This window comes from Variovorax sp. MPBD4-3 (genome assembly GCF_058809745.1).
Genome location: NZ_JBXASW010000015.1, coordinates 57,128 through 81,319, shown reverse-complemented (window position 1 = coordinate 81,319; position 24,192 = coordinate 57,128). Strand labels below are relative to the sequence as shown.

The window sequence follows — 24,192 nt, the reverse complement described above, 5'->3', positions numbered from 1 at the left end:
TGAGCGCGCCCTGAAAGGCCCAAAGGACACCCGCTCATCTCAATGCGCCAGAACGGACAGCGCATTCAACGGCAACTGGATGTGCACCATGCTGCTCGGCACCAGCGGCTCGCCGCCACCGCCGCGCGCGTCGGCGGGCAGCTCGGCTTCGATCTCGATGCCCAGCGGCTCGCAGGCCAGGCGGGCCGAGGTGCGGTTGCCGAAGAATTCGGTGTCGAGCAGGCGCGCCGCGAAGCTGTTGGCGCCGAGTTCGGTGCCGTAGCGCTTCACCACCACGTGCTCGGGGCGGATGCCCACGGTGGCCTGCGCGCCGACGCTCAGGTTGCCGGGGGCGCAAAGCAGCTCGCTGTCGCGCACGCGTACCTTGCCGTCGGCCAGCACCGTGGCGGGCAGCATGTTCATGCGGCCCACGAAACCGGCCACGAAGCGGGTGCGCGGCTGGCGGTACAGCTCGTCGGGCGTGCCGGCCTGCTCGATGCGGCCGTTGTGCATCAGCACCACGCGGTCGGCCATCGACAGGGCTTCTTCCTGGTCGTGCGTGACCATGATGGTGACGATGCCCAGGCGCTTCTGGAGCGCGCGGATTTCGCTGCGCAGGCTGGCGCGCACCTGCGCGTCGAGCGCGGAGAGCGGCTCGTCGAGCAGCAGCAGGCGCGGATTGGGCGCCAGCGCGCGTGCCAGCGCCACACGCTGCTGCTGGCCGCCCGAAAGCTGCACCGGGTATTTGTCGGCATGCGCGGCCAGCCCGACCAGGTCGAGCATCTCGCGCGAGCGCTTGGCCATCTCGCGGGCCAGCGCGCCGGTGGGGTGCAGGCCGTAGGCGATGTTCTGCGCGGCCGTGAGGTTGGGGAACAGCGCATACGACTGGAACACCACCCCGAAGCCGCGCGCCGCGGGCGGCAGGCCCGCGATGTCCTGCCCGCCCAGAAGGATCCGGCCGCTGTCGGCACGCTCGATGCCGCAGACGATGCGCAGCAGCGTGGTCTTGCCGCAGCCCGAGGGGCCGAGCAGGCACACGAACTCGCCGGGCTCGATGTCGAGGTCGATGCCGTCGAGCACGCGGGTGGCGCCAAAGGACTTGCCGATGCCGCGAAGGGAAAGAAAGCTGCTGCTCGTCATGGCCGGATACCGCCTGGGGGTTGGATCAGAGGGGCTTCTTTTCCGACTTGGACTCGTAGCGCTTGGACCACTCCGTCAGGATGCGGTCGCGGTTGGCGGCAGCCCAGGCGAAGTCGTTCTTGGCCAGCAGCTTCTCGACGTCGCCCGGCACGAACTCGAGCTTTTCCTGCACGCCCGGCAGCGCCAGCACCGCGAAGTTCTTGGCATACAGCTCGTTGGCCTGCCTGGTGACGGCCCAGTCGGCCAGCGCCTTGGCGGCTTCCTGCTTCTTGCTGGTCTTGATGATGCCGGTGGCTTCCATGTCCCAGCCGAGGCCTTCCTTCGGCAGCACGATGTCGATGGGCGCGCCTTCGCGCTTGGTCTTGTTGGCGCGGTATTCGAAGGACATGCCCAGCGCGAACTCGCCGGCGCCGGCCTGGCGGCAGGGCTTGCTGCCCGACTGGCTGTAGATGCCGATGTTCTGGTGCAGCGCGTCCATGTACTTCCACGCCTTTTCTTCGCCCATCATCTGGATCCAGCCCGAGACCATCAGGTAGCCGGTGCCCGACGCGGCGGGGTTGGGCATGGTGATCTGGCCCTTGTAGACCGGGTTGGTCAGGTCGGCCCAGCTGGTGGGCTTGGGCAGGTTCTTCTTCGCGGCTTCTGCGGTGTTGAAGCAGATGGCCGACGACCACACGTCCATGCCGACCCACTTGGGCGGGTTGGCCGCATCGCGCATGTTGGGCTTGATGGCGTCCAGGCCCTTGGGCGCGTAGGGCTGGAGCATGCCTTCCTTGTCGAGCAGCATCAGCGAGGTGGCGGCCAGGCCCCACACCACGTCGGCCTGCGGGTTGGCCTTTTCGGCCAGCAGCTTGGCGGTGACGATGCCGGTGGAGTCGCGCACGAACTTCAGCTCGATGCTCGGGTTCTCCTTTTCGAAGGCGGCCTTGTAGGCCTGCACCTGGTCGGCCTCGAGCGCGGTATAGACCAGCAGTTCGGTGCGGCCCTGGGCCGATGCGGCAAATGCCAGCGAGAACAGGACGGCCGGCACGAGGGCGCGGCGGAGTTGACGGTGCAGCATGGTGGAGATTCCCAAGTGGAAAAAGAAGTGAGGCAATTCGGAAGACGCTGCGGGCAGGAGACCGAAAGTACGCAAATCCTGTCCAGCGACGAATGCGGCGATGCTGGCAGCGGCATGTGACAGGGATTTGTCAGATGCCTCAAAAAAACACAAATCCCCAAAATGGCGCCAGGGGCAACGGGCGTCGTCATCCGCATGTCACCGCTGCGCGCCAGACTTCGCGCGCTGTCACCCGCGCTTTCCCTCCGCCCGCTGCGTTCCACTTCCATGACACTCGACCTCGCCGAGATCGCCCGCCTGTTCGCCGAACGGGGCGGGGTTGCCTATGCGGGCGAGCCCGTCACGCAGCTCGAACACGCGCTGCAATGCGCCTGGCTCGCGGAACAGGCCGGCGCCAGCGACTCATTGGTGACGGCCGCATTGCTGCACGACCTGGGCCACCTGCTGATCGCCGAGCACCAGACGCTATCGCACTCTCCTACAGAGCTCGGCATCGACGACCGCCACCAGTACATCGCCCTGCCCCTGCTGCGCGGCGCCTTCGACGTCGAGGTGCGCGAGCCCATACGGCTGCACGTGGACGCCAAGCGCTACCTGTGCGCCACGCGGCCCGGCTATTTCTCGAAACTCTCGCCCGACTCGGTGCGCAGCCTCGCGCTGCAGGGCGGCGTGATGGACGACGGGGCGGCCCGGCGCTTTGCCGAGCACCACTGGGCCGACGACGCCGTGCGGCTGCGCCTGTGGGACGAAGAGGCGAAGACGGAAGGACTGAAGACGCCCCCGCTGGCGCATTTCCTGGCCGTCGCGGCGCGGGTGATGCTGAACTGAGCGGTTCTCGGGGCGGCGGGAGCGATTCAGCCCCATCTAAGAAACATATGTTTTCCTCATGGCGAGCGGCGCACGAGCGCCGAGAGGAAAACCGCATGTCTTCATCCCCCTCCATCACCGCGCGCACGGGCACGCTGGTCCAGGTCCTGCGCCGGGTATTCAAGCTCGCGGCGCCCTACTTCAGCTCCGAGGAAAAGTGGCGCGCCCGCGCGATGCTGCTGACCATCGTCGCGCTGAACCTGTTCTACGTGTACGTGGCCGTGCTCGGCAACGAGTGGTACGGCCGCTTCTACGACGCGCTGCAGAACAAGAACGCGGCGGTCTTCTGGCACGAGGTGGGCGTGTTCGGCTGGATCGCCTTCGCCAACATCGCGGTGCAGGTGCTCAAGTTCTACGTGACCCAGCTGCTGCAGCTGCGCTGGCGCACCTGGATGACGCGCAGCTACCTGTCGCGCTGGATGGCCGACCGCACCTTCTATCACCTGGAACTGGCGCGCTACGCCGGCAAGGACGGGCAGACGCCGGACAACCCGGACCAGCGCATCCAGGAAGACATGCAGATCTTCACCAGCGCCACGATGTCTCTCTCCATGGGCCTGCTGAACGCCGTGGTCACGCTCATGAGCTTCATCGGGCTGCTGTGGGGGCTGTCGGGCAATTTCTCGTTCACGTTCAACGGCACCACCCACCAGATCGTCGGCGCGATGGTCTGGGTGGCGCTGGGATATTCCGTGCTGGGCACCGTCATCACGCATTTCATCGGTCGTCCGCTGATCGGCCTCAATTTCAGGCAGCAGCGCTTCGAGGCCGACTTCCGGCACCACCTGGTGCGGGTGCGCGAATACAGCGAGGCCATCGCGCTGGACCACGGCGAGAAGGTCGAACGCGACCAGCTCGACCTGCGCTTCAGCAACGTGCTGCGCAACTACCTGCTGCTGATCAAGCAGCAGAAGAACCTGGTCACCTTCACCTCGTTCTTCGGGCAGGCGGCCGTGATCTTTCCTTTCCTGGTGGCGGGGCAGCAGTACTTTGGCGGCGCGTTCCAGCTGGGCCACCTGATGCAGATCGGCTCTGCCTTCGGCAAGGTGCAGGAGTCGCTCAGCTGGTTCGTCGACAACTACGACAGCGTGGCCGTGTGGCGCGCCACCACCGACCGTCTCACCAGCTTCGACGACAGCATGGCCGCCCATGCCGCGCAGGACGACGGCCTGCAGCGCGCGCCCGCCGCGGTGCTGCACAGCGATGACCTGGGCGTCGCGCTGCCCGACGGCACGCCGCTGCTCGCCGGCGCCGCCCTGGCGGTCAAGCCCGGCGACAGCGTGCTGCTGCAGGGCCCGTCGGGCAGCGGCAAGTCGACGCTGTTCCGCTCGTTCGCGGGGATCTGGCCGTTCTCGAAAGGCCGGCTGCAGGTGCCCGACAACGTCGCCTTCATGCCGCAGCGGCCCTATGTGCCCGACGGCAAGCTGCGCGACGCGCTGACCTACCCCAACCCGGCCACGAACTTCAACGATGACCAGTTGCGCCAGGCACTGGCCGACGCCCTGCTGCCCGACCTGGTGAACCGCCTCGACGAGAGCGACGCCTGGAGCCAGAAACTCTCCGGCGGCGAGCAGCAGCGCCTGGCCATTGCGCGCGTGCTGCTGAAGAAGCCGGCGTGGCTGTTCGCCGACGAGATCACCAGCGCGCTGGACGCGCAGGCCGAGGGCGTGCTCTACAAGCGCCTCGCGGCCACGGTGCAGGCGGCCGGCGGCGCGATGGTGTCCATCGCGCACCGCGCGGCCGTGGGCGACTTCCACAACCAGCGCTGGACCATGGTGCCGCAGGCGGAGGGCGCGGCCGGCGGCGGGCCGCGCTACCGGCTGGACACCGCGGCCGTTCAGCCGGCGGCGGCGTAGCGCTCCCAGCCCTTCTTGCGCAGGTCGCAGGCGGGGCACTCGCCGCAGCCGTAGCCCCAGGCCTGGCGGTGCGTGCGGTCGCCGAGGTAGCAGGTGTGGGTTTCCTCGACGATCAGGTCGACCAGCGGCTCGCCGCCCAGGCGGTGGGCCATCTGCCAGGTCTCGGCCTTGTCGATCCACATGAGCGGCGTCTCGATGACGAGGCGGCGCTCCAGCCCGAGCGACAGGGCGAGCTGCATGGCCTTCATGGTGTCGTCGCGGCAGTCGGGGTAGCCGGAGAAGTCGGTCTCGCACACGCCGGTGACGATCACCTGCAGCCCGCGCCGGTACGCCAGCGCGCCGGCCAGCGTGAGGAACAGCAGGTTGCGCCCCGGCACGAAGGTGTTGGGCAGGCCGTCGGCCTGCATCGCGAAGGCGACCTCCTCGGTCAGCGAGGAGCCGCCGAGCTGCGCCAGCGCCGCCAGCGTGAGCACGTGGTCTTCGCCCAGGCGGGGCGCCCACTCGGGAAAGCGCTCGCGCATCTTCGCGAGGATGGTGCCGCGCACGTCGAGCTCGACGCGGTGGCGCTGCCCGTAGTCGAAGCCCAGGGTTTCGACGCGCTGGTACTTCGAGAGCGCGTCGGCGAGGCAGGTGGTCGAGTCCTGGCCGCCGGAGAAAAGAACGAGGGCGGTGGTGTGCAGGGGCATATCCGTCAACGGCGGGCCGTTGTAGTCCAAAGGCGCAATTTTCGCAGGCCGCCCAGGCTGCGCGGATACGATGCCGCGAATGAGCACTAAACACTTGGTTGCATGGGCAGTCACCTTCGTGGTGCTGTTGGTGATCGACATGATCTGGCTGGGCGTGGTCGCCAAGGGCATGTACCAGGAGGCCATGGGCGACCTGATGTCGCCGAACCCGCGCCTGGCCTTTGCCGCTGTTTTCTACCTGGTCTACCCGATAGGCCTGCTGCTGTTCGCGATCATGCCGGGCGTCGAGGCGCAGAGCGTGGTTCGCGCGGCCGTGCTGGGCGCACTGTTCGGCATGTTCTGCTACGCCACCTACGACCTGACCAACCTCGCGGTGATCCGCAACTGGCCGCTGGCCCTGTCGTTCATCGACATCGCCTGGGGCACAGTGGTGAGCGGCGTGGCGGCGGCGGCGGGCGCGGTGGCCTGGCGCTGGATGGCGGCGCGCTGAGCAAGCGCCCTCCCCGCTAGCAAGCGGGCATGACACGCCGGAGTCTTCCGGCGTGTTTCTTTCTTGAAATTCGCTGAACTTTTTCAGCGGACATGCGTCGTCATGGCCGAGTCACGCGACGTCTTTAGATTTCACCTCCGGAACATCTGTGCGCCACGCGCACTACTCAAACAATCCTCCGGAGGAGTCGCATGACCCAACGCTTCATTGCCCCAGCGCTGCTGGGCGCTTCGCTATTGCTGTCCGCCTGCGGCGGCAGCAACCAAGGCCCCCAGCTGCTGCCGCTGCCGCAGCAACCGCAGCAGCCCGCCGCACAGCCCCAGAAGAACGTGCTGTTCTTCCTGGGCGACGGCATGGGCATCACCACCATGACCGCCGCGCGCATCTACAAGGTCGGCGAAGACGGCGACCTGACGATGGACACGCTGCCCGAGACGGCCTTCGTCCACACCTATTCGAACGACGCCCAGGTGACCGACAGCGCGCCGTCGATGTCGGCCTACATGACCGGCGTCAAGATGAACAACGAAGTCATCTCCATGAGCCCCGAGACCAAGGCCACCGACGCCTCGGGCAAGGCCTATCACGTCAACTTCGACAGCACCTGCCCCTCGGGCAACGGCCAGGCCGTCGAGACCCTGCTGGAGCAGAGCAAGGCCAAGGGCTATGCGACCGGCGTGGTGACCACCACCCGCATCACGCACGCCACGCCCGCCGCCACATACTCGCACGTGTGCCACCGCGACGCCGAGAACACCATCGCCGCGGCGCTGGTGCCGGGCGGCGCGGGCTACAACGGCAAGCTGGGCGACGGCGTCGACGTGTTCTTCGGCGGCGGCACGGACTACTTCCTCTCCAAGGAAGCGGGCGGCAAGCGCAACGACAAGCGCGACCTGATCGCCGAACTGAAGACCGCCAAGTACAGCTACGCCGGCAGCAAGACCGAGTTCGACAAGCTGCCAGTCGACGGCACCACCAAGATCGCCGGCCTCTTCACCAAGAGCCACATGGCCTACGACCTGGACCGCGACGCCACCAAGGAACCGAGCCTGGCCGAAATGACCGGCAAGGCCATCGACGCACTGGCCGCGCGCAAGAAGGGCTTCTTCCTGATGGTGGAGGGCGGCCGCATCGACCACGCGCTGCACGCCACCAACGCCCGCCGCGCGCTGCAGGACACCGGCGCCTTCGACGACGCCATCAAGCTCGCGCTCGACAAGATGCAGGCCATCGACCCGGGCCTGAAGAACACGCTGGTGGTGGTCACGGCCGACCATGACCACACGCTGCAGCTCAACGGCTATGCCGCGCGCACCGGCAAGACCGAGCCGGGCAAGCCCGGCGTGCTGGGCCTGGTGAAGGACTACGTCGACAACAGCAAGACCAGCAAGGACGTGGACGGCAACCCGTACACCATCATCGGTTTCGGCAACGGCCCTGTCCGCCTGGCCACGCGCGGCCCCATCGACAGCACCGCGCTGGAAAGCAAGGACTACCGGCAGGAAGCCGTGGTTCCCACGGACGCGGCCAGCGACTCCGAAACTCACGGCGGTGCCGACGTGTTCCTCGGCGCGCAAGGCCTGGGCGCCGACAACTTCTCCGGCGTCATCACCAACACCGACGTGTTCGGCCTGATCAAGAAGGCGGTCGGCCTGTGAGGGGCCGCAAGCGCTCATCGACGAACACCAACATGAACACGACCATGAACCGCATCACCCGCAAGACCCGCCTGGCCGCCGCCCTCTTCTGCGCCGCTGCCGGCACCCTGGCCGGCAGCGCACACGCCGCCGGCGAAGCCAAGAACGTCATCTTCTTCCTCGGCGACGGCATGGGCCCGGTCACCGTGACCGCCGCGCGCATCTACAAGGGCGAAAAGCAACTGGCGGCCAAGCCCGGCTCGCTGGTGAGCCCGGAGCGCGCGAACCTCGTCATGCAGTCGCTGCCGTACGCGGCCCGCGTGAAGACCTATTCGCTCGACGGCCAGACCACCGACAGCGCGCCCTCGATGGCCGCCTACATGACCGGCGTGAAGATGCGCAACGAGGTGATCTCGATGTCGAGCGACACCGTTGCCGTGGACAGCACCGGCAAGCAATACATCAACGGCGAGAACACCACCTGCCCGCCGACCAACGGCAAGGCCGCCGACACGCTGCTCGAGCTGGCCAAGGCCAAGGGCCGTTCGGTGGGCGCCGTTTCGACCACGCGCGTGGGCCATGCCACGCCGGCCACCACCTATGCCCACATCTGCAATCGCAACGGCTACAACACCATTGCCGAGCAGAGCGTGCCGGGCCATGCCAACTACAACCCCAAGCTGCTCGACGGCGTGGACGTGCTGATGGGTGGCGGCCAGCGCAACTACCTGCCGGTGGCGACCAACCCCAGCAGCAAGCGAACCGACGGCGTCGACCTGGTGGCCGCAATGAAGGCCAAGGGCTACACCTACGTCGACACCGGCACCAAGCTCAAGGCCGTCGACACGGCCGCAACCGGCAAGCTGCTGGGCCTGTTCTCGCAGAGCGAGATGGCCTACGAGCTCGACCGCGCGGAGCAGAGCCTGGACCAGCCCAGCCTGTCGGACATGACCGAGAAGGCCCTCGGCGTGCTCAGCAAGAACGACAAGGGCTTCTTCCTGATGGTGGAAGGCGGCCGCATCGACCACGCACTGCACGGCACCAATGCCAAGCGCGCGCTGGAAGACACGCTGGCCTTCGACGCGGCCATCCAGACCGCGCTCGACTTCATGAACAAGAAGGACCCGGGCCTGAAGAACACGCTGGTGGTGGTCACCGCCGACCATGACCACGCGATCGCCTTCAACGGCTATCCGAAGATCGGCAACCCGATCCTCGGCCTGGTCAACGGCTACGCCGACGGCAAGCCCACGAAGGCGGCGGACGGCAAGCCGTACACCACGCTGGTGTTCGGCAACGGCGGACGCCCCAACGCGACCGCCGGCAGTGACGTCAACGCGGAAGACGGCAACAAGAAGTGGATCGCGCCCGCGCGCGCCGCCTCGCGCGACGACCAGACCGCCATGGACACCACCGACGACAACTTCCTGCAGGAAGTCGGCATCAACCTGGGTTCGCCCGGTGCTGAAACCCACGGCGGCGGCGACGTGATGCTGTTTGCCGGCGGCGCCGGCTCGAAGATTTTCAAGGGCACCATGGAGAACATCAAGGTGTTCAACAAGGTCAAGGAAGCGGCCGGCCTGTGATCGCATCCGTGACGCTCAAGACGCTGCTGGCGGCCACCGCCCTGGTGGCCTTCCCGCTGGCAGCCAGCGCCGCGGGCGATGCCGAGGCGCCGGACCAGAACCTGCGCATCCAGCACCACATGATGTCGATCGGCAAGGACGGCGTGCAACGCGAGAGCCGCTACGCCGACCTGATGTTCCGCCGTGCCGGCTCGGTGTGGGTCGAGCGCGAGCTGCCGCCCGCGCTGCGCGAGGACCACGACCACGAAGCCCGCGAGGGCAAGGTGCACATCGGCCACGCCCACGCGGACAACACGGCCGCCCCGCTGTGGGTGCGCCGCGACGCCGCGGGCAAGGTGCAGGTGGGCATGGTGCTGCGCGAGCAGCGCAAGCTGATCGACATCGACGCGGCCAACTACGGCAACGTCGGCTACAGCGGCTCGTGGGCCAACTCCTACTGGCTGGTCGATCCGGCGAGCCTGGCGCGCATGAAAGACCTGGGCGCGGCCGGCAAGGGCGTGCAACGCTATGAACTGAAGCAGGGCGAGGGCACGCTTCGCATCGACTGGGACACGGCCGGCAGGTATGCCCGCAAGATCGAGCAGCGCAACGCGCGCGGCACTTCCGTCAACGTGATGACCGCCTCGGCCATCCCGGCGCCGAAGGCTCTGCCGTGGAAGGCCACCGAAGCCTACGAGCGCGGCGACTACTCGGACCTGCTGGACTGACCGGGTTCAACCCGGCTTTCGCGGTGCGCCGCGCATGGCCCCGAGCCCCTGAAAAGGCTGCGGGGCTTTTTCTTTGGTGCTCAGAGAAAGCGCTCCAGCAGCTTGCGCGAGGCCCGGTCGAGCGTCTTCACATCGGGAATGCGGAACTGCACGCCGTGCGCGCTCGCAATGAGCAGCGCACCGCCTTCGAGCCGGCGGATGTCTTCCTCGGCCTTCAGCACGAAGGAGGTGTCGCCACGGTCGGTGCTGATGGTCCAGGTGCTGGGCACGCCGAAGCTCGACACGCCGTGCAGGCGCAGCAGCGTGGGCGCGAAGTCGCGCACCGCGAGTTCTTCCTGCAGCAGCGCCTTGGCCTGCGCCGGCAGTTGATCGACGCTGTCGATCCAGACCAGCTCGCGCCCTTCGCTGCCCACCAGCGACACGCCGTGGCCCGGCGCGCTCAGCGGAAAGGCCCGCACCGGCACGACGCCGGCGTGGCGTTCGCCTTGCGCGTCGGTCAATACGAGGCGGCCGAAGGCGTCGCGCTCCAGCTGGAATTCGTTGCTGCTGTGGGTATTCATGCGTCCCCCGCCGGATGGGCTGCGTGGGCGATGGGCAAAGGTGCCTGCGCGCTGGCGCGCTCGTTCGCGGCTCCTTCGCTCGCATCGTCGTCGGCCTGGCGCAACTGCGCTTGGTAGAGCCGCCAGTAGGCGCCCTGCTTCGCCATCAAGGCGTCGTGCGGCCCGACCTCGACCACTTCGCCGCGGTCCATGACCACGAGCCGGTCGGCCTTGCGCAGCGTCGACAGGCGGTGCGCGATGGCGATGGTGGTGCGGCCCTGCACGAGGTTGTCGAGCGCCTTCTGGATTTCCTTCTCGGTCTCGGTGTCCACCGCCGAGGTGGCCTCGTCGAGGATCAGGATGCGCGGGTCGATCAGCAGCGCCCGCGCGATGCTGATGCGCTGGCGCTCGCCGCCCGACAGGCCCTGCCCGCGCTCGCCCACCAGCGAGTCGTAGCCGTGCTGCAGCCGCAGGATGAAGTCGTGCGCGTGCGCGGCGCGCGCGGCGGCCACGATCTCTTCCCGCGTGGCGTCGGGCTTGCCGTAGGCGATGTTCTGCGCGATGGTGCCGAAGAAAAGGAACGGCTCCTGCAGCACCAGCCCCACGTGGCGCCGGTAGTCGGCCACGGCGAAGCGGCGGATGTCGGTGCCGTCGACCTTGATGGCGCCGTCGGTCACGTCGTAGAAGCGGCAGATCAGGTTGACCAGCGTGCTCTTGCCCGAGCCGCTGTGGCCCACCAGGCCGATCATCTCGCCGGGCTCGATCACCAGGTCGAGGTCGTGGATGACGGCGCGCGAGCCGTAGCGGAAACCCAGCCCGCTCATCTCGATGCGCCCCTGCACGCGCTCGACCTTCACCGGGTTGGCCGGCTCGGGCACGTTGCTCACGTGGTCGAGGATGTCGAAGATGCGCTTGGCGCCGGCCGCCGCCTTCTGCGTGACCGAGACGATGCGGCTCATGGAGTCGAGACGCGTATAGAAACGGCCGATGTACGCGATGAAGGCGGTGAGCACGCCCACCGTGATGCTGCCGCGCGCCACCTGCCAGATGCCGAAGGCCCAGACCACGAGCAGGCCGATTTCGGTGAGCAGCGACACGGTCGGCGTGAACAGAGACCAGGTGCGGTTGAGCTTGTCGTTGACCTGCAGGTTGTAGGCGTTGGCGACGCGGAAGCGCTCGGCCTCGCGGCGCTCCTGGGCGAAGGCCTTGACCACGCGGATGCCGGGAATGGTGTCGGCCAGCACGTTGGTCACCTCCGACCAGACGCGGTCGATCTTCTCAAAGCCGGTGCGCAGGCGGTCGCGCACGACGTGGATCATCCAGGCGATGAAGGGCAGCGGCACCAGCGTGACCACCGCCAGCAGCGGATTGATGGAGATCAGGATGACGGCGGTCATCACGATCATCAGCACGTCGTTGGCGAAATCCAGCGCGTGCAACGACAGGAAAACGTTGATGCGGTCGGTTTCCGAGCCGATGCGCGCCATCAGGTCGCCGGTGCGCTTGCCGCCGAAATAGTCGAGCGGCAGGGTCAGCAGGTGCTCGTAGGTGGTGGTGCGCAGGTCGGCGCCGATGCGCTCGGACACCAGCGCCAGCAGGTAGGTGCGCGCCCAGCCCAGCCCCCAGCCGACCAGCGCCGCGACCAGTAGCCCGCCCAGGTACAGGCCGACGCGCATGGTGTCGATCTTCTGCCCGTTCTGGAACGGAATCAGGATGTCGTCCATCAGCGGGATGGTCAGGTACGGCGGCACCAGGGTGGCGGCGGTGGAAATCAGGGTCAGGACAAACCCCAGGATCAGCTGCTTGCGGTACGGCTTGGCGAAACGGCCCAGGCGCAGCAGCACCCAGGTCGAGGGCGGGGTCTGGAGTTCGGTGTCGGCAACGGCGGCATCGTCGCCGTCGGCGGCCTCGGCCGGCTCGGGTGTCGCCTTGGCGACATCGGACGCGCGCTGGCCGAAAAGCTTGAGCAGGCGCAGCGCCGCCACCTGGTGGGCCAGGGTGTAGCGCCAGCGGGCCAACCGGCCCTCGGAGCCCGTCAAATCAAGGGTTCCGACGCCGGAATGGTCGGAAAGCCGCAGCGCCAGGGAGGCGTCCGTCAGTGGCCACTCACGCCATTCGCCGCCCGGATCGAGCGCGATCAGGCGCCGGTCAGTCAGGGCGACTAGGCCGCAAGCGAAGCGAAGTTGGTCGTCGAGGTCAACCGACAGTATTACCAGAACGTTTTCCGCGACTGCGAGCCGGTTTTTCAGCGCGTCTGAAGCCGCCTCTGTTTCGCCCTCCCGGGTGCCGACTGGATCGTGATGTTGCATTGTGTTTCTTTGACTCTTGCCCGTCGCGGGCCGCATGGACCGCGTCATGGCGCCCTTGGTCGGGCGCCGATTCTGACCGATCGCCATGGGCGCGCTTGAAGGCGCCGCGGTGCTCGGCCAAAGCACATCGAACGTTTGCATGACCCGTTTCGACGACATCCAATTGCTGCGCATCAATTATCTGCGCGGTCCCAATCTCTGGACCTACCGTCCGGTGCTCGAAGTCTGGCTCGATCTGGGTCAACTGGAAGACTACCCCTCCAACAAGATAGACGGCTTCACCGACCGCCTGACCGGGCTGCTGCCGGCGCTCATCGAGCACCACTGCGGCGTCGGCGAGCGCGGCGGCTTCATCCAGCGCCTGACCGAAGGCACCTGGTCGGGCCACGTGCTCGAACACGTGGTCATCGAGCTGCTGAACCTGGCCGGCATGCCCACCGGCTTCGGGCAAACCCGCAGTACTTCCGAACACGGCGTATACCGCATGGTGTTCCGGGCGCGCGACGAGCAGGTCGCCCGCGTGGCGCTCGCCGAGGGCCACCGCCTGCTGATGGCCGCCATCAACAACGACCCGTTCACCGCCGCCGACGTGCAGAAGGCCGTCGACGCGGTCAAGGCCAAGGTCGAGGACTGCTACCTCGGCCCGAGCACCGCCGCCATCGTGGCCGCCGCCACCGACCGCGGCATTCCCCACATGCGGCTGAACAGCGGCAACCTGGTGCAACTGGGCTACGGCGCCAACCAGCAGCGCATCTGGACCGCCGAAACCGACTACACCAGCGCCATCGGCGAATCGATCGCCAGCGACAAGGAACTGACCAAGTCCCTGCTCGCGAGCTGCGGCGTGCCCGTGCCCGAGGGCCAGGTGGTCGCCAATGCCGAAGAAGCCTGGGAAGCCGCCGAGGACATCGGCCTGCCCGTGGTCGTGAAGCCATCCGATGCCAACCACGGCCGGGGCGTCTCGCTCGAGCTGACCACCCGCGAGGAAGTCATTGCCGCCTTCGCGGTCGCCGAGCCCGAGGGCAGCGACGTGATGGTCGAGCGCTTCATCCGCGGCCACGAACACCGCCTGCTGGTGGTGGGCGGCGAAGTGGTGGCTGCCGCGCGCGGCGAGATCATCACCGTGACCGGCGACGGCCAGGCCACGGTGCGCGAACTGATCGAGAAACAGCTCAACAGCGACCCGCGCCGCGGCGCCGAGGAGGAGTTCCCGCTCGACGTGATCGTCATCGACACCGACGCCAAGCTGCAGCTCGAACTCAAGCGCCAGGAGCTGGACGCCGACGCCGTGCCGGCCGCCGGCCGCGTGGTCACGATCCAGCGCAACGGCAACATGGCCAACGACTGCACCGACCAGGTCCACCCCGAAGTCGCGCATGCCGCCGTGCTGGCCGCGCGCGTGGTGGGCCTCGACATTGCCGGCATCGACCTCGTGGCGCTGGACATCTCCAAGCCGCTGGGCCCGCAGCGCGGCGCCATCGTCGAAGTCAACGCCGGCCCCGGCCTGCTGATGCACCTGAAGCCGGCCGTCGGTTCGCCGCGCCCGGTGGGCCGCGCCATCTGCGACCACCTGTTCCCCAACGACGCGCCCGGCCGCATTCCCGTGGTCGGCGTGGCCGGCTCGCGCGACACCGCCGTGCTGGCGCGCCTGGTGGCGTGGCTGGTCGGCCTGGGCGGGCGCCACACCGGCCTGGCCTGCCGCGACGGCCTGTTCCTGGAGCGCCGCCGCGTCGACGCGCGCGACAGCGCCAACTGGGACGCCGGCCACCGCCTGCTCGTGAACCGCGCCGTGCAGGCCGTGGTGATCGAGAACGGCGCCGAGACCATCCTGCGCGACGGCCTCTCCTACGACCGCTGCGAAGTCGGCATCGTCACCGACCTCGACGGCTGCGAAGCCCTGGCCGACTACGACATCACCGAGAGCGACCAGATGGTCAAGGTGCTGCGCACCCAGGTCGACGTGGTGCTGTCCGAAGGTACCGCCGTGCTGAATGCCGACGACGCCCGCGTGGCCGGCCTCGCGCCGCTGTGCGACGGTGCCGTCATCCTCTATGCGGCCGACCCGCAGGCCGCCGCGCTCACCGCGCACCAGGCCGCCGGCGGCAAGGCCGTGCTGGTGCGGCAGGACCGCGTGGTGCTGGCCAACGGCAGCAGCGAGTCGTTCCTGCCCGGCCTCGGCCGGCTGACCGTGTGGCGCGCCACCCATGCCGGCGTGAGCCTCGAGAGCCTGCTGGCCGCCGTGGCCGCGGCTTGGGCCATGGGCATTCCGCTGAACCTGATCGGCGCCGGCGTGGAGGCCTTCGAGGCCGACCTGCAGGCCGCGCTGGCCTCGCTCCAGCTGTCGCAGACCCAGCCCCTTCAACCCCAGCTGGCCTGAGCCCCCGCGCCAGCCCGCAAGCAGTCCCACGCCGACCATGAAAGTCACCCGCATCCGGGCCCTCCGCGGGCCCAACCTCTGGAGCCGCCACACCGCCATCGAGGCCGTCGTGGCCTGCCACGGCGACGAGAACGCCGTCAGCCGGCTCGCCGGCTTCGAGGACCGCCTGCGCGCCCGCTTCCCCACCATCGGCGAGCTGCACCCGATGGTGCTGGGCCAGCCGCTGGCGCTGGCCCACGTGCTCGAGAACGCCGCCGTCGCGCTGCAGGCCCAGGCCGGCTGCGCCGTCAACTTCGGCCACACCTCCCCCACGGTGGAAGATGGCGTCTACCAGGTCGTGTTCCAGTACACCGAGGAGGCCGTGGGCCGCCGCGCCGCCGAACTGGCCGAGCAGCTTATCGCCGCCGCCCAGGCCGACACCCCCTTCGACGCCGAAGCCGCCATCACCGAGCTGCGCGACCTCGACGAATCCGAGCGCCTGGGCCCGAGCACCGGCTCCATCGTCGACGCCGCAGTGGCGCGCGGCATTCCGTACCGCCGCCTCACGAGCGGCAGCCTGGTGCAGTTCGGCTGGGGCTCCAAGCAGCGCCGCATCCAGGCCGCCGAGGTCGACAGCACCAGCGGCGTGGCTGAATCGATCGCGCAGGACAAGGAACTGACCAAGCAGCTGCTCAATGCCGCCGGCGTGCCGGTGCCGCTGGGCCGCCCCGTGCGCGACGCCGAAGACGGCTGGGCCGCCGCGCTCGAAATCGGCCTGCCCGTGGTGGTGAAGCCGCAGGACGGCAACCAGGGCAAGGGCGTCACGGTCAACATCAACACGCGCGAAGAGCTTTTCTCGGCCTACGACTCGGCCGCCGCCTACGGCGAGGTGATGGTCGAGAAGTTTCTCCCCGGCTTCGACTTCCGCCTGCTGGTGGTGGGCGATCGCCTGGTGGCGGCCGCGCGCCGCGATCCGCCGCAGGTCATCGGCGACGGCGTGCTCACCGTGCGCCAGCTGGTCGACACCGTGAACCTCGACCCGCGCCGCGGCGAGGGCCATGCCACCTCGCTCACCAAGATCCGCCTGGACGACATCGCCATCGGCCGGCTCGAATCGCAGGGCCTCACGCCCGACAGCGTGCCCGCGCGCGGCCAGCGCGTGGTGCTGCGCAACAACGCCAACCTTTCCACCGGCGGCACCGCCACCGACGTGACCGACACCGTGCACCCCGAAGTCGCGGCGCGCGCCGTCGACGCGGCGCAGATGGTCGGCCTGCACATCTGCGGCGTCGACATGGTCTGCGAGAACGTGCTGCGCCCGCTCGAGGAGCAGCACGGCGGCGTGGTCGAAGTGAACGCCGCGCCCGGCCTTCGCATGCACATCTCGCCTTCGTTCGGCCGCGGCCGCGCGGTGGGCGAAGCGGTGATGGACACGCTCTTCGCCCACGGCGACGACGGCCGCATCCCCGTGGTCGCCGTCACCGGCACCAACGGCAAGACCACTACCGCGCGCCTCATCAACCACCTGCTGGCTTCCAGCGGCCTGCGCACCGGCATGACCAACACCGACGGCGTGTACGTCGACGGACGCCAGACCGACAGCGGTGACTGCAGCGGCCCCAAGAGCGCGCGCAACGTGCTCATGCACCCCGACGTGGACGCGGCGGTGTTCGAAGTGGCCCGCGGCGGCGTGCTGCGCGAGGGCCTGGGCTTCGACCGCTGCCAGGTGGCCGTGGTCACCAACATCGGCAGCGGCGACCACCTGGGCCTGAACTACATCACCACGGTGGAAGACCTCGCGGTGCTCAAGCGCGTGATCGTGCGCAACGTGGCCGCCGACGGCTACGCCGTGCTCAACGCCGCCGACCCGAACGTCGCGGCCATGGCCGCGGGCTGCCCGGGCCACGTGATCTTCTTCACCGCCGACCGCATGCACCCGGTCATGGCCACGCACCGCGCGCAAGGCAAGCGCACCGTGTACGTCGACCAGGACACGCTGGTGGCCGCCGAAGGCTCGTGGCGCGAACGCATCGCGCTGCGCGACGTGCCCATCACCCGCGGCGGCACCATCGGCTTCCAGGTCGACAACGTGATGGCCTCGGTGGCCGCCGCGTGGGCCGTGGGCCTGGACTGGGACACCATCCGCAGCGGCCTCGCGAGCTTCATGAACGACGCCGCCGGCGTGCCCGGGCGTTTCAACGTCATGGACTATCGCGGCGCCACCGTGATCGCCGACTACGGCCACAACACCGACGCCATGCGCGCGCTGGTGTCGGCCGTGGACACCATGCCCGCGAAGAAACGCTCGGTGGTCATCAGCGGCGCGGGCGACCGGCGCGATTCCGACATCCGCGACCAGACCGCCATCCTCGGCCAGGCCTTCGACGACGTGATCCTCTACCAGGACGCGGCGCAGCGCGGCCGTGCCGACGGCGAAGTCATGGCGCTGCTGCGCCAGGGCCTGCAGGGCGCCGCGCGCACGCGCTACATCGACGAGATCCGCGGAGAGTTCGTCGCCATCGACACCGCGCTGGCCCGCCTGCAGCCCGGCGATCTTTCGCTGATCCTCGTCGACCAGGTCGAGGAAGCGCTCGCTCACCTCGCGCAGCGCATCGCAGCGGGCTGACGCCCGCCTTGCCGGACACGTCCCACACCGATGGGCGCGTCCGGCCCGGCCGTGCGGTGCGGCCTGTCCCACAGACGCGCACCCCAGGCCGACACCACACTGTGGCTCCGGTCACGCACCTCCTTTCGCGGATGGCGTGGCCCAACCAAGGAGCCCGCATGACAAAAACAGTTCGTTCACTTCTATCCGCCACGGCACTCTTCGCCGCCAGCGGCTTCATCGTTTTCGGCGCCCAGACGGCCAGCGCACAGGCACCGGGCTCCGATGCACGGATGCAGAAGGAACGCGCCACCTGCGACGGCGTTCAGCAAGACCGCGCCGCGTGCCTGCGCGAAGCCGGCGCCGCACGCCAGGAGGCCAAGCGCGACGGCCTGACCACGCCGAGCGCCCCGCGCGAGCAGGTCAACGCACTCGCCCGCTGCAGCGAGCAGCCCGGCCCCGACCAGGCCGAATGCGAAGCCCGCATCAAGGGCGGCGCGCGCACTACCACCGAAGGCAGCGTGATGGGCGGCGGCGTGATCCGCGAGACCGTGACGCCGCCGCCGGCACAGCCCGCACGTTGAACCCGGCACATCCACGCCGGTCCAACATTTCCCGGTTTTCTTTTAGCTGACTCCAAGGAGCCGTCCATGAAAAGCAATACGCGTTCGATCATCCTGGCCCTGCTCGCCGCAGGCGGGCTGACCGCCACCACCATCGCCTCGGCCGCAGGCGAATCCTCCAGCACGTACCAGCGGGAACTGGCCGTCTGCGGCCACAACCAGCAGGACCGTGCGGCCTGCATCCGCGAAGCGGGCGCGGCGCGCCAGGCAGCCGCCCGCGGCGGCCTGACCAGCGCCCCGGACTACCGTGCCAATGCCCTGGCACGCTGCGGCCTGCAACCGCCTACCGAACGCTCGGCCTGCGAAGCCCGCGTGCTCGGCAGCATGGGCGACACCCGCGCCATGGTTGACGGCAGCGTGATGGGCGGTGGCGTGATCCGCGAATCGGTGACCACCACCCTGGTGCCTGTCGTGCCGGCGCCGCCGCCGGAACCGATGCCCATGCCGATGCGTCCCATGCGCTGATCGGCGACCCCGGGGCTGGCCCGCCGCACGAGGCAGGACCGGCCCTTGTGTGCAATCGAGGGGAAACCCCAATGGATACCCTCCGTTGTCACACGACTGTCATAAAAGGCAAAGGAGTGCTAGCTATAGTTCTCGGTCCCTGCCTACCGAGGAACCACTCCCCATGAATGCCATCAAGGTCGCTCGCCGATTCATAGAAACGGACCCGGCCAACGAATCGGCCAAGATTCTGGCCCAGCTCGTGTTGGCGCTCGAGTCCGAACGCAGCTTCGAACTGATCACGCTCTACAACCTCGACTACAAGAGCTTCCAGCTTGCCATGGACATCCTGAAGGAATGGCGGCTCGACCGCTATTACGCCAGCAAGTCCAAGCTGTTCGACCTGTCCCTGCAGGTCAGCGAACTCGAAAAAGCCAGCGCTACGCCCACGCCCGAAGCCTGAACGGCCCCCGAGGCCCGTTCGCGTTTTCTCCTTCTCCCCGCCTCCTCATTTCCCCCAGCGCAGCACCATCGGATCGAGCCGCCTCGCGGTCTCGATCAGTCCGGTGCGCGTGTCGGGGTGCATCGGCGGCAGCGGATGACGCGGCGCTTCGCATGCGATCACGCCGCCCTCCTTCATCAGCGACTTGCAGGCCAGCAGGCCGGCTTGCCGGTTCTCGTAGTTGATCAGCGGCAGCCACTGCTGGTAGAGCGCGAAAGCCTTGTCGCGGTCGCCTGAGCGGTGCGCCTCGATGATCGGCCTGATGCCGTCCGGATAGCCGCCACCGGTCATCGAACCGGTCGCTCCCGCGTCGAGGTCGGGCATCAGCGTGATGGCTTCTTCGCCGTCCCACGGCCCTTCGATGGCATCGCCGCCAAGGCGGATCAGCTCGCGCAGCTTCGACGCCGCGCCGGCCGTCTCGATCTTGAAGTACGCGACCTGCTCGATCTCCTTCGCCATGCGCGCCAGGAACGGCGCCGACAGCACGGTGCCGCTGGCCGGCGCGTCCTGGATCATGATCGGAATGCCCACCGCGTCCGACAGCCGCGCATAGAACTCGAAGATCTGCGGCTCGGGCACGCGGAAAGTCGCGCCGTGGTACGGCGGCATCACCATCAGCATTGCCGCGCCCATGTCCTGCGCGCGGCGGCTGCGCTCGGCGCACACCTTGGTGCTGTAGTGCGTGGTGGTCACGATCACAGGCACGCGGCCCTTCACATGTTCGAGGATCGCGCGCGTGAGCACCTCGCGCTCCTCGTCGGACAGCACGAACTGCTCCGAGAAATTCGCGAGGATGCAAAGGCCGTCCGAGCCGGCGTCGATCATGAAGTCGACACAGCGCTTCTGGCTCTCGATGTCGAGCGCGCCCTGCTCGGTGAAGGTGGTGGGCACCACCGGGAAAATGCCGCGGTATCTGGGGGTCATGCTGGTGTGTGAGTCAGTGTGAATGGCGGGGAACGGCGGCGCCGCGGCAGCCGACCAGGAAATCGAAGTCGCAGCCCTCGTCGGCCTGCAGCACGTGGTTGACGTAGAGCTTCTGGTAGCCGCCGCCGCGCGTGCTCATCGGCTGCGCGTCCGAAGCCGACAACGAAGCCAGGCGCGCCGCCAGCTCCTCGTCGCTGATGTCCAGGTGCAGCCGCCCCGCGTCGCAGTCGAGCTCGATCCAGTCGCCGTCGCGCACCGCCGCGAGCGGGCCGCCATCGGCCGCCTCGGGCGCCACGTGCAGCACCACCGTGCCGTACGCCGTGCCGCTCATGCGCGCATCCGAGATGCGCACCATGTCCTTCACGCCCTGGCGCAGAAGCTTGGGCGGCAGGCCCATGTTGCCCACCTCGGCCATGCCGGGATAGCCCTTGGGGCCGCAGTTCTTCAGCACCATCACCGAGCTCGCGTCGATGTCCAGGTCTTCGTCGACGATGCGCGCCTTGTAGTGCTCCAGGTTCTCGAACACCACCGCCTTGCCGCGATGCTTCAGCAGCTCGGGCGTGGCGGCCGATGGCTTCAGCACCGCGCCGCGCGGCGACAGATTGCCGCGCAGTATGCGGATGCCGCCATCGGCGATGAGCGGCTTGTCGAGCGGGCGGATCACCTCGTCGTCGAGGCTCGGCGCCTCGCGCACGTTGTCCCAGATCGACTGGCCGTTGACGGTGAGCGCATCCGGATGCGGCAGCAGGCCGGCTTCGCCGAGCCTGCGCAGCACGGCGGGGAGCCCGCCGGCGTAATAGAACTCCTCCATCAGGAAGCGCCCCGAAGGCATCAGGTCGACGATGGTCGGCGTGTGGCTGCCGATGCGCGTCCAGTCTTCCAGCTCCAGTTCGACGCCGATGCGCCCCGCGATCGCCTTCAGGTGGATCACCGCATTGGTCGACCCGCCGATGGCCGCATTCACGCGGATGGCGTTCTCGAAGGCCTCGCGCGTGAGGATCTTCGACAGCGTGAGCCCCTCCTTCGCCATCTCGACCACGCGCATGCCCGACATCTGCGCGAGCACGTAGCGCCGCGCATCCACCGCCGGAATGGCCGCGTTGTGCGGCAGCGAGGTGCCCAGCGCCTCGGCCATGCACGCCATGGTCGAGGCCGTGCCCATGGTGTTGCAGGTGCCAGCCGAACGCGACATGCCGCCCTCGGCCGAGAGGAACTGGTGCAGGTTGATCTCGCCCGCCTTCAGCGATTCGTGCAGCTGCCATACGGCCGTGCCCGAGCCGATGTTCTTGCCGTCGAGCTTGCCGTTGAGCATCGGCCCGCCCGTGACCACGATGGCCGGTATGTCGCAGCTCGCCGCGCCCATCAGCAGCGCGGGCGTGGTCTTGTCGCAGCCCGTGAGCAGCACCACCGCATCGACCGGGTTGCCGCGGATGGCCTCTTCCACGTCCATGCTCGCAAGGTTGCGCGTGAGCATGGCGGTGGGCCGCAGGTTCGATTCGCCGTTCGAGAACACCGGGAATTCCACCGGAAAACCACCCGCCTCGGAGATGCCGCGCTTCACGTGCTCGGCGATCTTGCGGAAGTGCGCGTTGCACGGCGTGAGCTCCGACCAGGTGTTGCAGATGCCGATGATCGGCCGGCCGTCGAACTCGTGGTCGGGAATGCCCTGGTTCTTCATCCAGCTTCGGTACATGAAGCCGTTCTTGTCGGCCGGGCCGAACCATTCGGTCGAACGAAGTTTCTTTGTCATGGGTTGAATCAGCGCCGTGGAGAGCGCGAGGTAAAGAAGCGTTGCAGCAAACAGAAGACGAACAGCAGCGCGCCGACCACGATGCGGGTCCACCACGAGCTCAGCGTGCCGTCGAAGGAAATCAGCGTCTGGATGATCCCGAGCATCAGTACGCCGAACAGCGTGCCCGCCACGTAGCCCACGCCGCCCGTGAGCAGCGTGCCGCCGATCACCACCGCCGCGATGGCGTCGAGCTCCAGCCCCACCGCATGCAGACCGTAGCCCGAGAGCATGTAGAACGTGAAGATCACGCCCGCCAGCGCCGAGCAGAAACCCGAGAGCGTGTACACGCCGATGAGCGTGCGGCGCACCGGCAGGCCCATCAGCATGGCCGAATGCTCGCTGCCGCCGATGGCGTACACCGCGCGGCCGAAGGGCGTGCAATGCGCGATGAAGATCGCCGCCAGCAGCACAGCCACCGCGATCACCGCGCTGATGGACACCGAGGCCTCGCCCCAGACCGGAATGCGGATCTGCGAGACCTCCGAATAGAAAGCGTTGGTGATGCTGATCGAGTCGATGCTGATGAGGTAGCACAGCCCGCGCGCCAGGAACATGCCCGCCAGCGTGACGATGAAGGGCTGCAGCCGGTAGCGTTCGATCAGCAGCCCCATGAAGGCGCCGAAGGCCGTGCCCATCATCAGCACCAGCGGAATCACCACACCGGGGCTCCAGCCGTGTTTTTCTACCAGCGAGGCCGACACCATGGTGGTCAGCGCGATCACCGAGCCCACCGACAGGTCGATGCCGCCCGAGAGGATCACGAAGGTCATGCCCACCGCCACGACGATGAGGAATGCGTTGTCGATCAGCAGGTTGAGGAACACCTGCGCCGAAAAGAACCCGTCGTAGAAGACCGAGCCCAGCGTGGCCACCAGCACGAACAGCGAGATGGTCGCTGCCAGCGGCAGGTACTTGGGGTTGAGCCCCTTCCTGCTTCCTTTCCCGCGCGCGGGAGAAGCGGGAGAAGGTTGCGGCGAGGGTGTCACGTCGATCACCGCGCTCATGACCGCGCTCCTTCATGCGCGGGCCGCTGCACCAGCGCCCGCACTTGCGCCCTGAACTCCGGCGACTGCAGCAGCATCACCGCGAACACCACGCCCGCCTTCACCACCAGGTTGATCTCCGGCGGCACGCCCAGCGAATAGATCGCATAAGTCAGCGTCTGGATGATCAGCGCGCCGATCACGCTGCCCACGAGGCTGAAGCGCCCGCCGGTGAGCGCCGTGCCGCCCAGCGTCACCGCCAGGATCGCATCGAGCTCGATCAGCTGACCCGCGTTGTTGCCGTCCGCGCTCTTCACGTTCGAGCTGATCAGCAGGCCCGCCACGCCGGCGCAGGCACCGCAGAACGCGTAGGCCCCGACGATCAGGCGCCGCGCCTGCACGCCCGCCACCCGCGCCGCCGTCGGGTTGATGCCCACCGCCTGGATGAACAGCCCGAGCGCGGTGCGCGTGATGGCCAGGTACAGCAGCACGAACACCGCCGCCGCGATGAACAGGGAGAACGGCAGCCCCAGCAGGTAGCCGCTGCCCAGGAAGAAGAAGGGCTTGTAGTAGATCGTGATGATCTGTCCGTCGGCAATGAGCTGCGCAATGCCGCGCCCCGCCACCATGAGGATCAGCGTCGCGATGATCGGCTGCATGCCGACCTTGGCGACCAGCAGGCCGTTCCACAGCCCGCACAACAGCGCGATGCCGATGGCCGCGACGATGGCGAGCGACATGGGAAAGCGGCTCACGTCGCTGGCCACCGAGCCGCCGATCATCCAGGCCGCGAGCGCCGCGGCGATGGCCACCACCGCGCCCACCGAGATGTCGATGCCGCGCGTGGCGATGACCAGCGTCATGCCGAGCGACACCAGCACCAGCGGTGCTGCGCGGTTCAGGATGTCGATCAGGCTGCCGTACAGGTGCCCGTCGCGCCATTCGAGGTGCAGGAAGCTGGCGTTGAAGGCCGTGTTCACCGCGAGCAGGAGCACGAGGGTGACGATGGGCCAGGCCAGGCGATGGCTCATGAGAGATGAAAGGCGGTTCATGTGTTCTGCCTTGCTCCTTCCCCTTCCGGGGGAAGGCTGGGATGGGGGCATGCGG

The 24,192-nt window shown here is 68.2% G+C and carries 20 protein-coding genes; 11 read left to right on the top strand and 9 right to left on the bottom strand.

What is annotated here, in order from left to right:
- Positions 1-39: 39 nt before the first annotated feature.
- Positions 40-1,119: an ABC transporter ATP-binding protein gene (locus AC1RVW_RS12040; protein WP_081268534.1), complete on the bottom strand. Its 1,080-nt coding sequence runs from the start codon at positions 1,117-1,119 to the stop codon at positions 40-42.
- A 25-nt stretch (positions 1,120-1,144) separates the two neighbouring features.
- Positions 1,145-2,179 (bottom strand): putative 2-aminoethylphosphonate ABC transporter substrate-binding protein, encoded by a 1,035-nt coding sequence (locus AC1RVW_RS12035; protein WP_081268535.1) that lies wholly within the window; start codon positions 2,177-2,179, stop codon positions 1,145-1,147.
- 267 nt (positions 2,180-2,446) lie between these two features.
- Between AC1RVW_RS12035 and AC1RVW_RS12030 the strand changes: the two genes are divergently transcribed.
- Together AC1RVW_RS12030 and AC1RVW_RS12025 are read left to right on the top strand one after the other, a co-directional pair.
- On the top strand, positions 2,447-3,007 hold the full coding sequence (locus AC1RVW_RS12030) for a phosphonate degradation HD-domain oxygenase (protein WP_493200101.1): 561 nt from the start codon (positions 2,447-2,449) through the stop codon (positions 3,005-3,007).
- Between the two features lie 95 nt (positions 3,008-3,102).
- The gene (locus tag AC1RVW_RS12025) at positions 3,103-4,902 is read left to right on the top strand and encodes an ABC transporter ATP-binding protein/permease (protein WP_493200099.1); all 1,800 of its coding nucleotides are present in this window, start codon (positions 3,103-3,105) and stop codon (positions 4,900-4,902) included.
- Here the strand turns inward: AC1RVW_RS12025 and queC are convergent.
- Complete coding sequence (queC, locus tag AC1RVW_RS12020) at positions 4,884-5,588, bottom strand: 7-cyano-7-deazaguanine synthase QueC (protein ID WP_081268538.1); 705 nt, start codon at positions 5,586-5,588, stop codon at positions 4,884-4,886. The two genes, AC1RVW_RS12025 and queC, sit on opposite strands and share 19 nt — an antisense overlap.
- Positions 5,589-5,667: 79 nt before the next feature.
- On the opposite strand from queC, the gene AC1RVW_RS12015 reads away from it, so the two are divergent.
- From AC1RVW_RS12015 to AC1RVW_RS12000, 4 genes are all read left to right on the top strand, one after another.
- Positions 5,668-6,078 (top strand): DUF2177 family protein, encoded by a 411-nt coding sequence (locus AC1RVW_RS12015; RefSeq protein ID WP_081268539.1) that lies wholly within the window; start codon positions 5,668-5,670, stop codon positions 6,076-6,078.
- A gap of 191 nt (positions 6,079-6,269) precedes the next feature.
- Complete coding sequence (locus tag AC1RVW_RS12010; protein WP_081268540.1) at positions 6,270-7,736, top strand: alkaline phosphatase; 1,467 nt, start codon at positions 6,270-6,272, stop codon at positions 7,734-7,736.
- 32 nt (positions 7,737-7,768) lie between these two features.
- Positions 7,769-9,301 carry an alkaline phosphatase gene (locus AC1RVW_RS12005; protein WP_493200096.1) on the top strand — a complete coding sequence of 511 codons (1,533 nt, stop codon included), beginning with the start codon at positions 7,769-7,771 and terminating at the stop codon, positions 9,299-9,301.
- Positions 9,298-10,008 (top strand): hypothetical protein, encoded by a 711-nt coding sequence (locus AC1RVW_RS12000; protein WP_493200094.1) that lies wholly within the window; start codon positions 9,298-9,300, stop codon positions 10,006-10,008. The genes AC1RVW_RS12005 and AC1RVW_RS12000 overlap by 4 nt, the downstream gene beginning before the upstream one ends.
- An 80-nt stretch (positions 10,009-10,088) precedes the next feature.
- Here the strand turns inward: AC1RVW_RS12000 and AC1RVW_RS11995 are convergent, their stop codons facing one another.
- The gene (locus tag AC1RVW_RS11995; protein ID WP_493200092.1) at positions 10,089-10,568 is read right to left on the bottom strand and encodes a cyanophycin metabolism-associated DUF1854 family protein; all 480 of its coding nucleotides are present in this window, start codon (positions 10,566-10,568) and stop codon (positions 10,089-10,091) included.
- Positions 10,565-12,856, bottom strand: a complete 2,292-nt coding sequence (locus AC1RVW_RS11990; RefSeq protein WP_285413301.1) for a cyanophycin metabolism-associated ABC transporter — start codon at positions 12,854-12,856, stop codon at positions 10,565-10,567. Before AC1RVW_RS11990 ends, AC1RVW_RS11995 begins: the two co-directional genes overlap by 4 nt.
- Positions 12,857-12,995: 139 nt before the next feature.
- Here AC1RVW_RS11990 and AC1RVW_RS11985 point away from each other — a divergent pair, with 139 nt between their 5' ends.
- The 5 genes from AC1RVW_RS11985 (at position 12,996) to AC1RVW_RS11965 (ending at position 19,347) form a co-directional block, all read left to right on the top strand.
- Positions 12,996-15,233 carry a cyanophycin synthetase gene (locus tag AC1RVW_RS11985; protein WP_437437566.1) on the top strand — a complete coding sequence of 746 codons (2,238 nt, stop codon included), beginning with the start codon at positions 12,996-12,998 and terminating at the stop codon, positions 15,231-15,233.
- A gap of 37 nt (positions 15,234-15,270) precedes the next feature.
- Positions 15,271-17,838, top strand: a complete 2,568-nt coding sequence (cphA, locus tag AC1RVW_RS11980; RefSeq protein WP_493200088.1) for a cyanophycin synthetase — start codon at positions 15,271-15,273, stop codon at positions 17,836-17,838.
- A 158-nt stretch (positions 17,839-17,996) separates the two neighbouring features.
- Positions 17,997-18,401: a hypothetical protein gene (locus AC1RVW_RS11975; RefSeq protein WP_493200087.1), complete on the top strand. Its 405-nt coding sequence runs from the start codon at positions 17,997-17,999 to the stop codon at positions 18,399-18,401.
- Positions 18,402-18,467: 66 nt separating this feature from the next.
- Positions 18,468-18,905, top strand: a complete 438-nt coding sequence (locus tag AC1RVW_RS11970; RefSeq protein ID WP_493200086.1) for a hypothetical protein — start codon at positions 18,468-18,470, stop codon at positions 18,903-18,905.
- Between the two features lie 163 nt (positions 18,906-19,068).
- Positions 19,069-19,347 (top strand): hypothetical protein, encoded by a 279-nt coding sequence (locus AC1RVW_RS11965; protein WP_081268548.1) that lies wholly within the window; start codon positions 19,069-19,071, stop codon positions 19,345-19,347.
- A gap of 45 nt (positions 19,348-19,392) precedes the next feature.
- Here AC1RVW_RS11965 and AC1RVW_RS11960 read toward each other — a convergent pair whose 3' ends face one another.
- From AC1RVW_RS11960 to AC1RVW_RS11945, 4 genes are read right to left on the bottom strand one after another with little or no spacing between them, the layout of a single operon-like run.
- Positions 19,393-20,310 carry a dihydrodipicolinate synthase family protein gene (locus AC1RVW_RS11960; RefSeq protein ID WP_081268549.1) on the bottom strand — a complete coding sequence of 306 codons (918 nt, stop codon included), beginning with the start codon at positions 20,308-20,310 and terminating at the stop codon, positions 19,393-19,395.
- Positions 20,311-20,323: 13 nt separating this feature from the next.
- Positions 20,324-22,060: an IlvD/Edd family dehydratase gene (locus AC1RVW_RS11955; protein ID WP_493200083.1), complete on the bottom strand. Its 1,737-nt coding sequence runs from the start codon at positions 22,058-22,060 to the stop codon at positions 20,324-20,326.
- Between the two features lie 8 nt (positions 22,061-22,068).
- Positions 22,069-23,106, bottom strand: a complete 1,038-nt coding sequence (yjfF, locus tag AC1RVW_RS11950) for a galactofuranose ABC transporter, permease protein YjfF (RefSeq protein WP_493200081.1) — start codon at positions 23,104-23,106, stop codon at positions 22,069-22,071.
- Positions 23,103-24,137: an ABC transporter permease gene (locus AC1RVW_RS11945; protein ID WP_409194947.1), complete on the bottom strand. Its 1,035-nt coding sequence runs from the start codon at positions 24,135-24,137 to the stop codon at positions 23,103-23,105. The genes yjfF and AC1RVW_RS11945 overlap by 4 nt, the downstream gene beginning before the upstream one ends.
- Positions 24,138-24,192 lie beyond the last annotated feature (55 nt).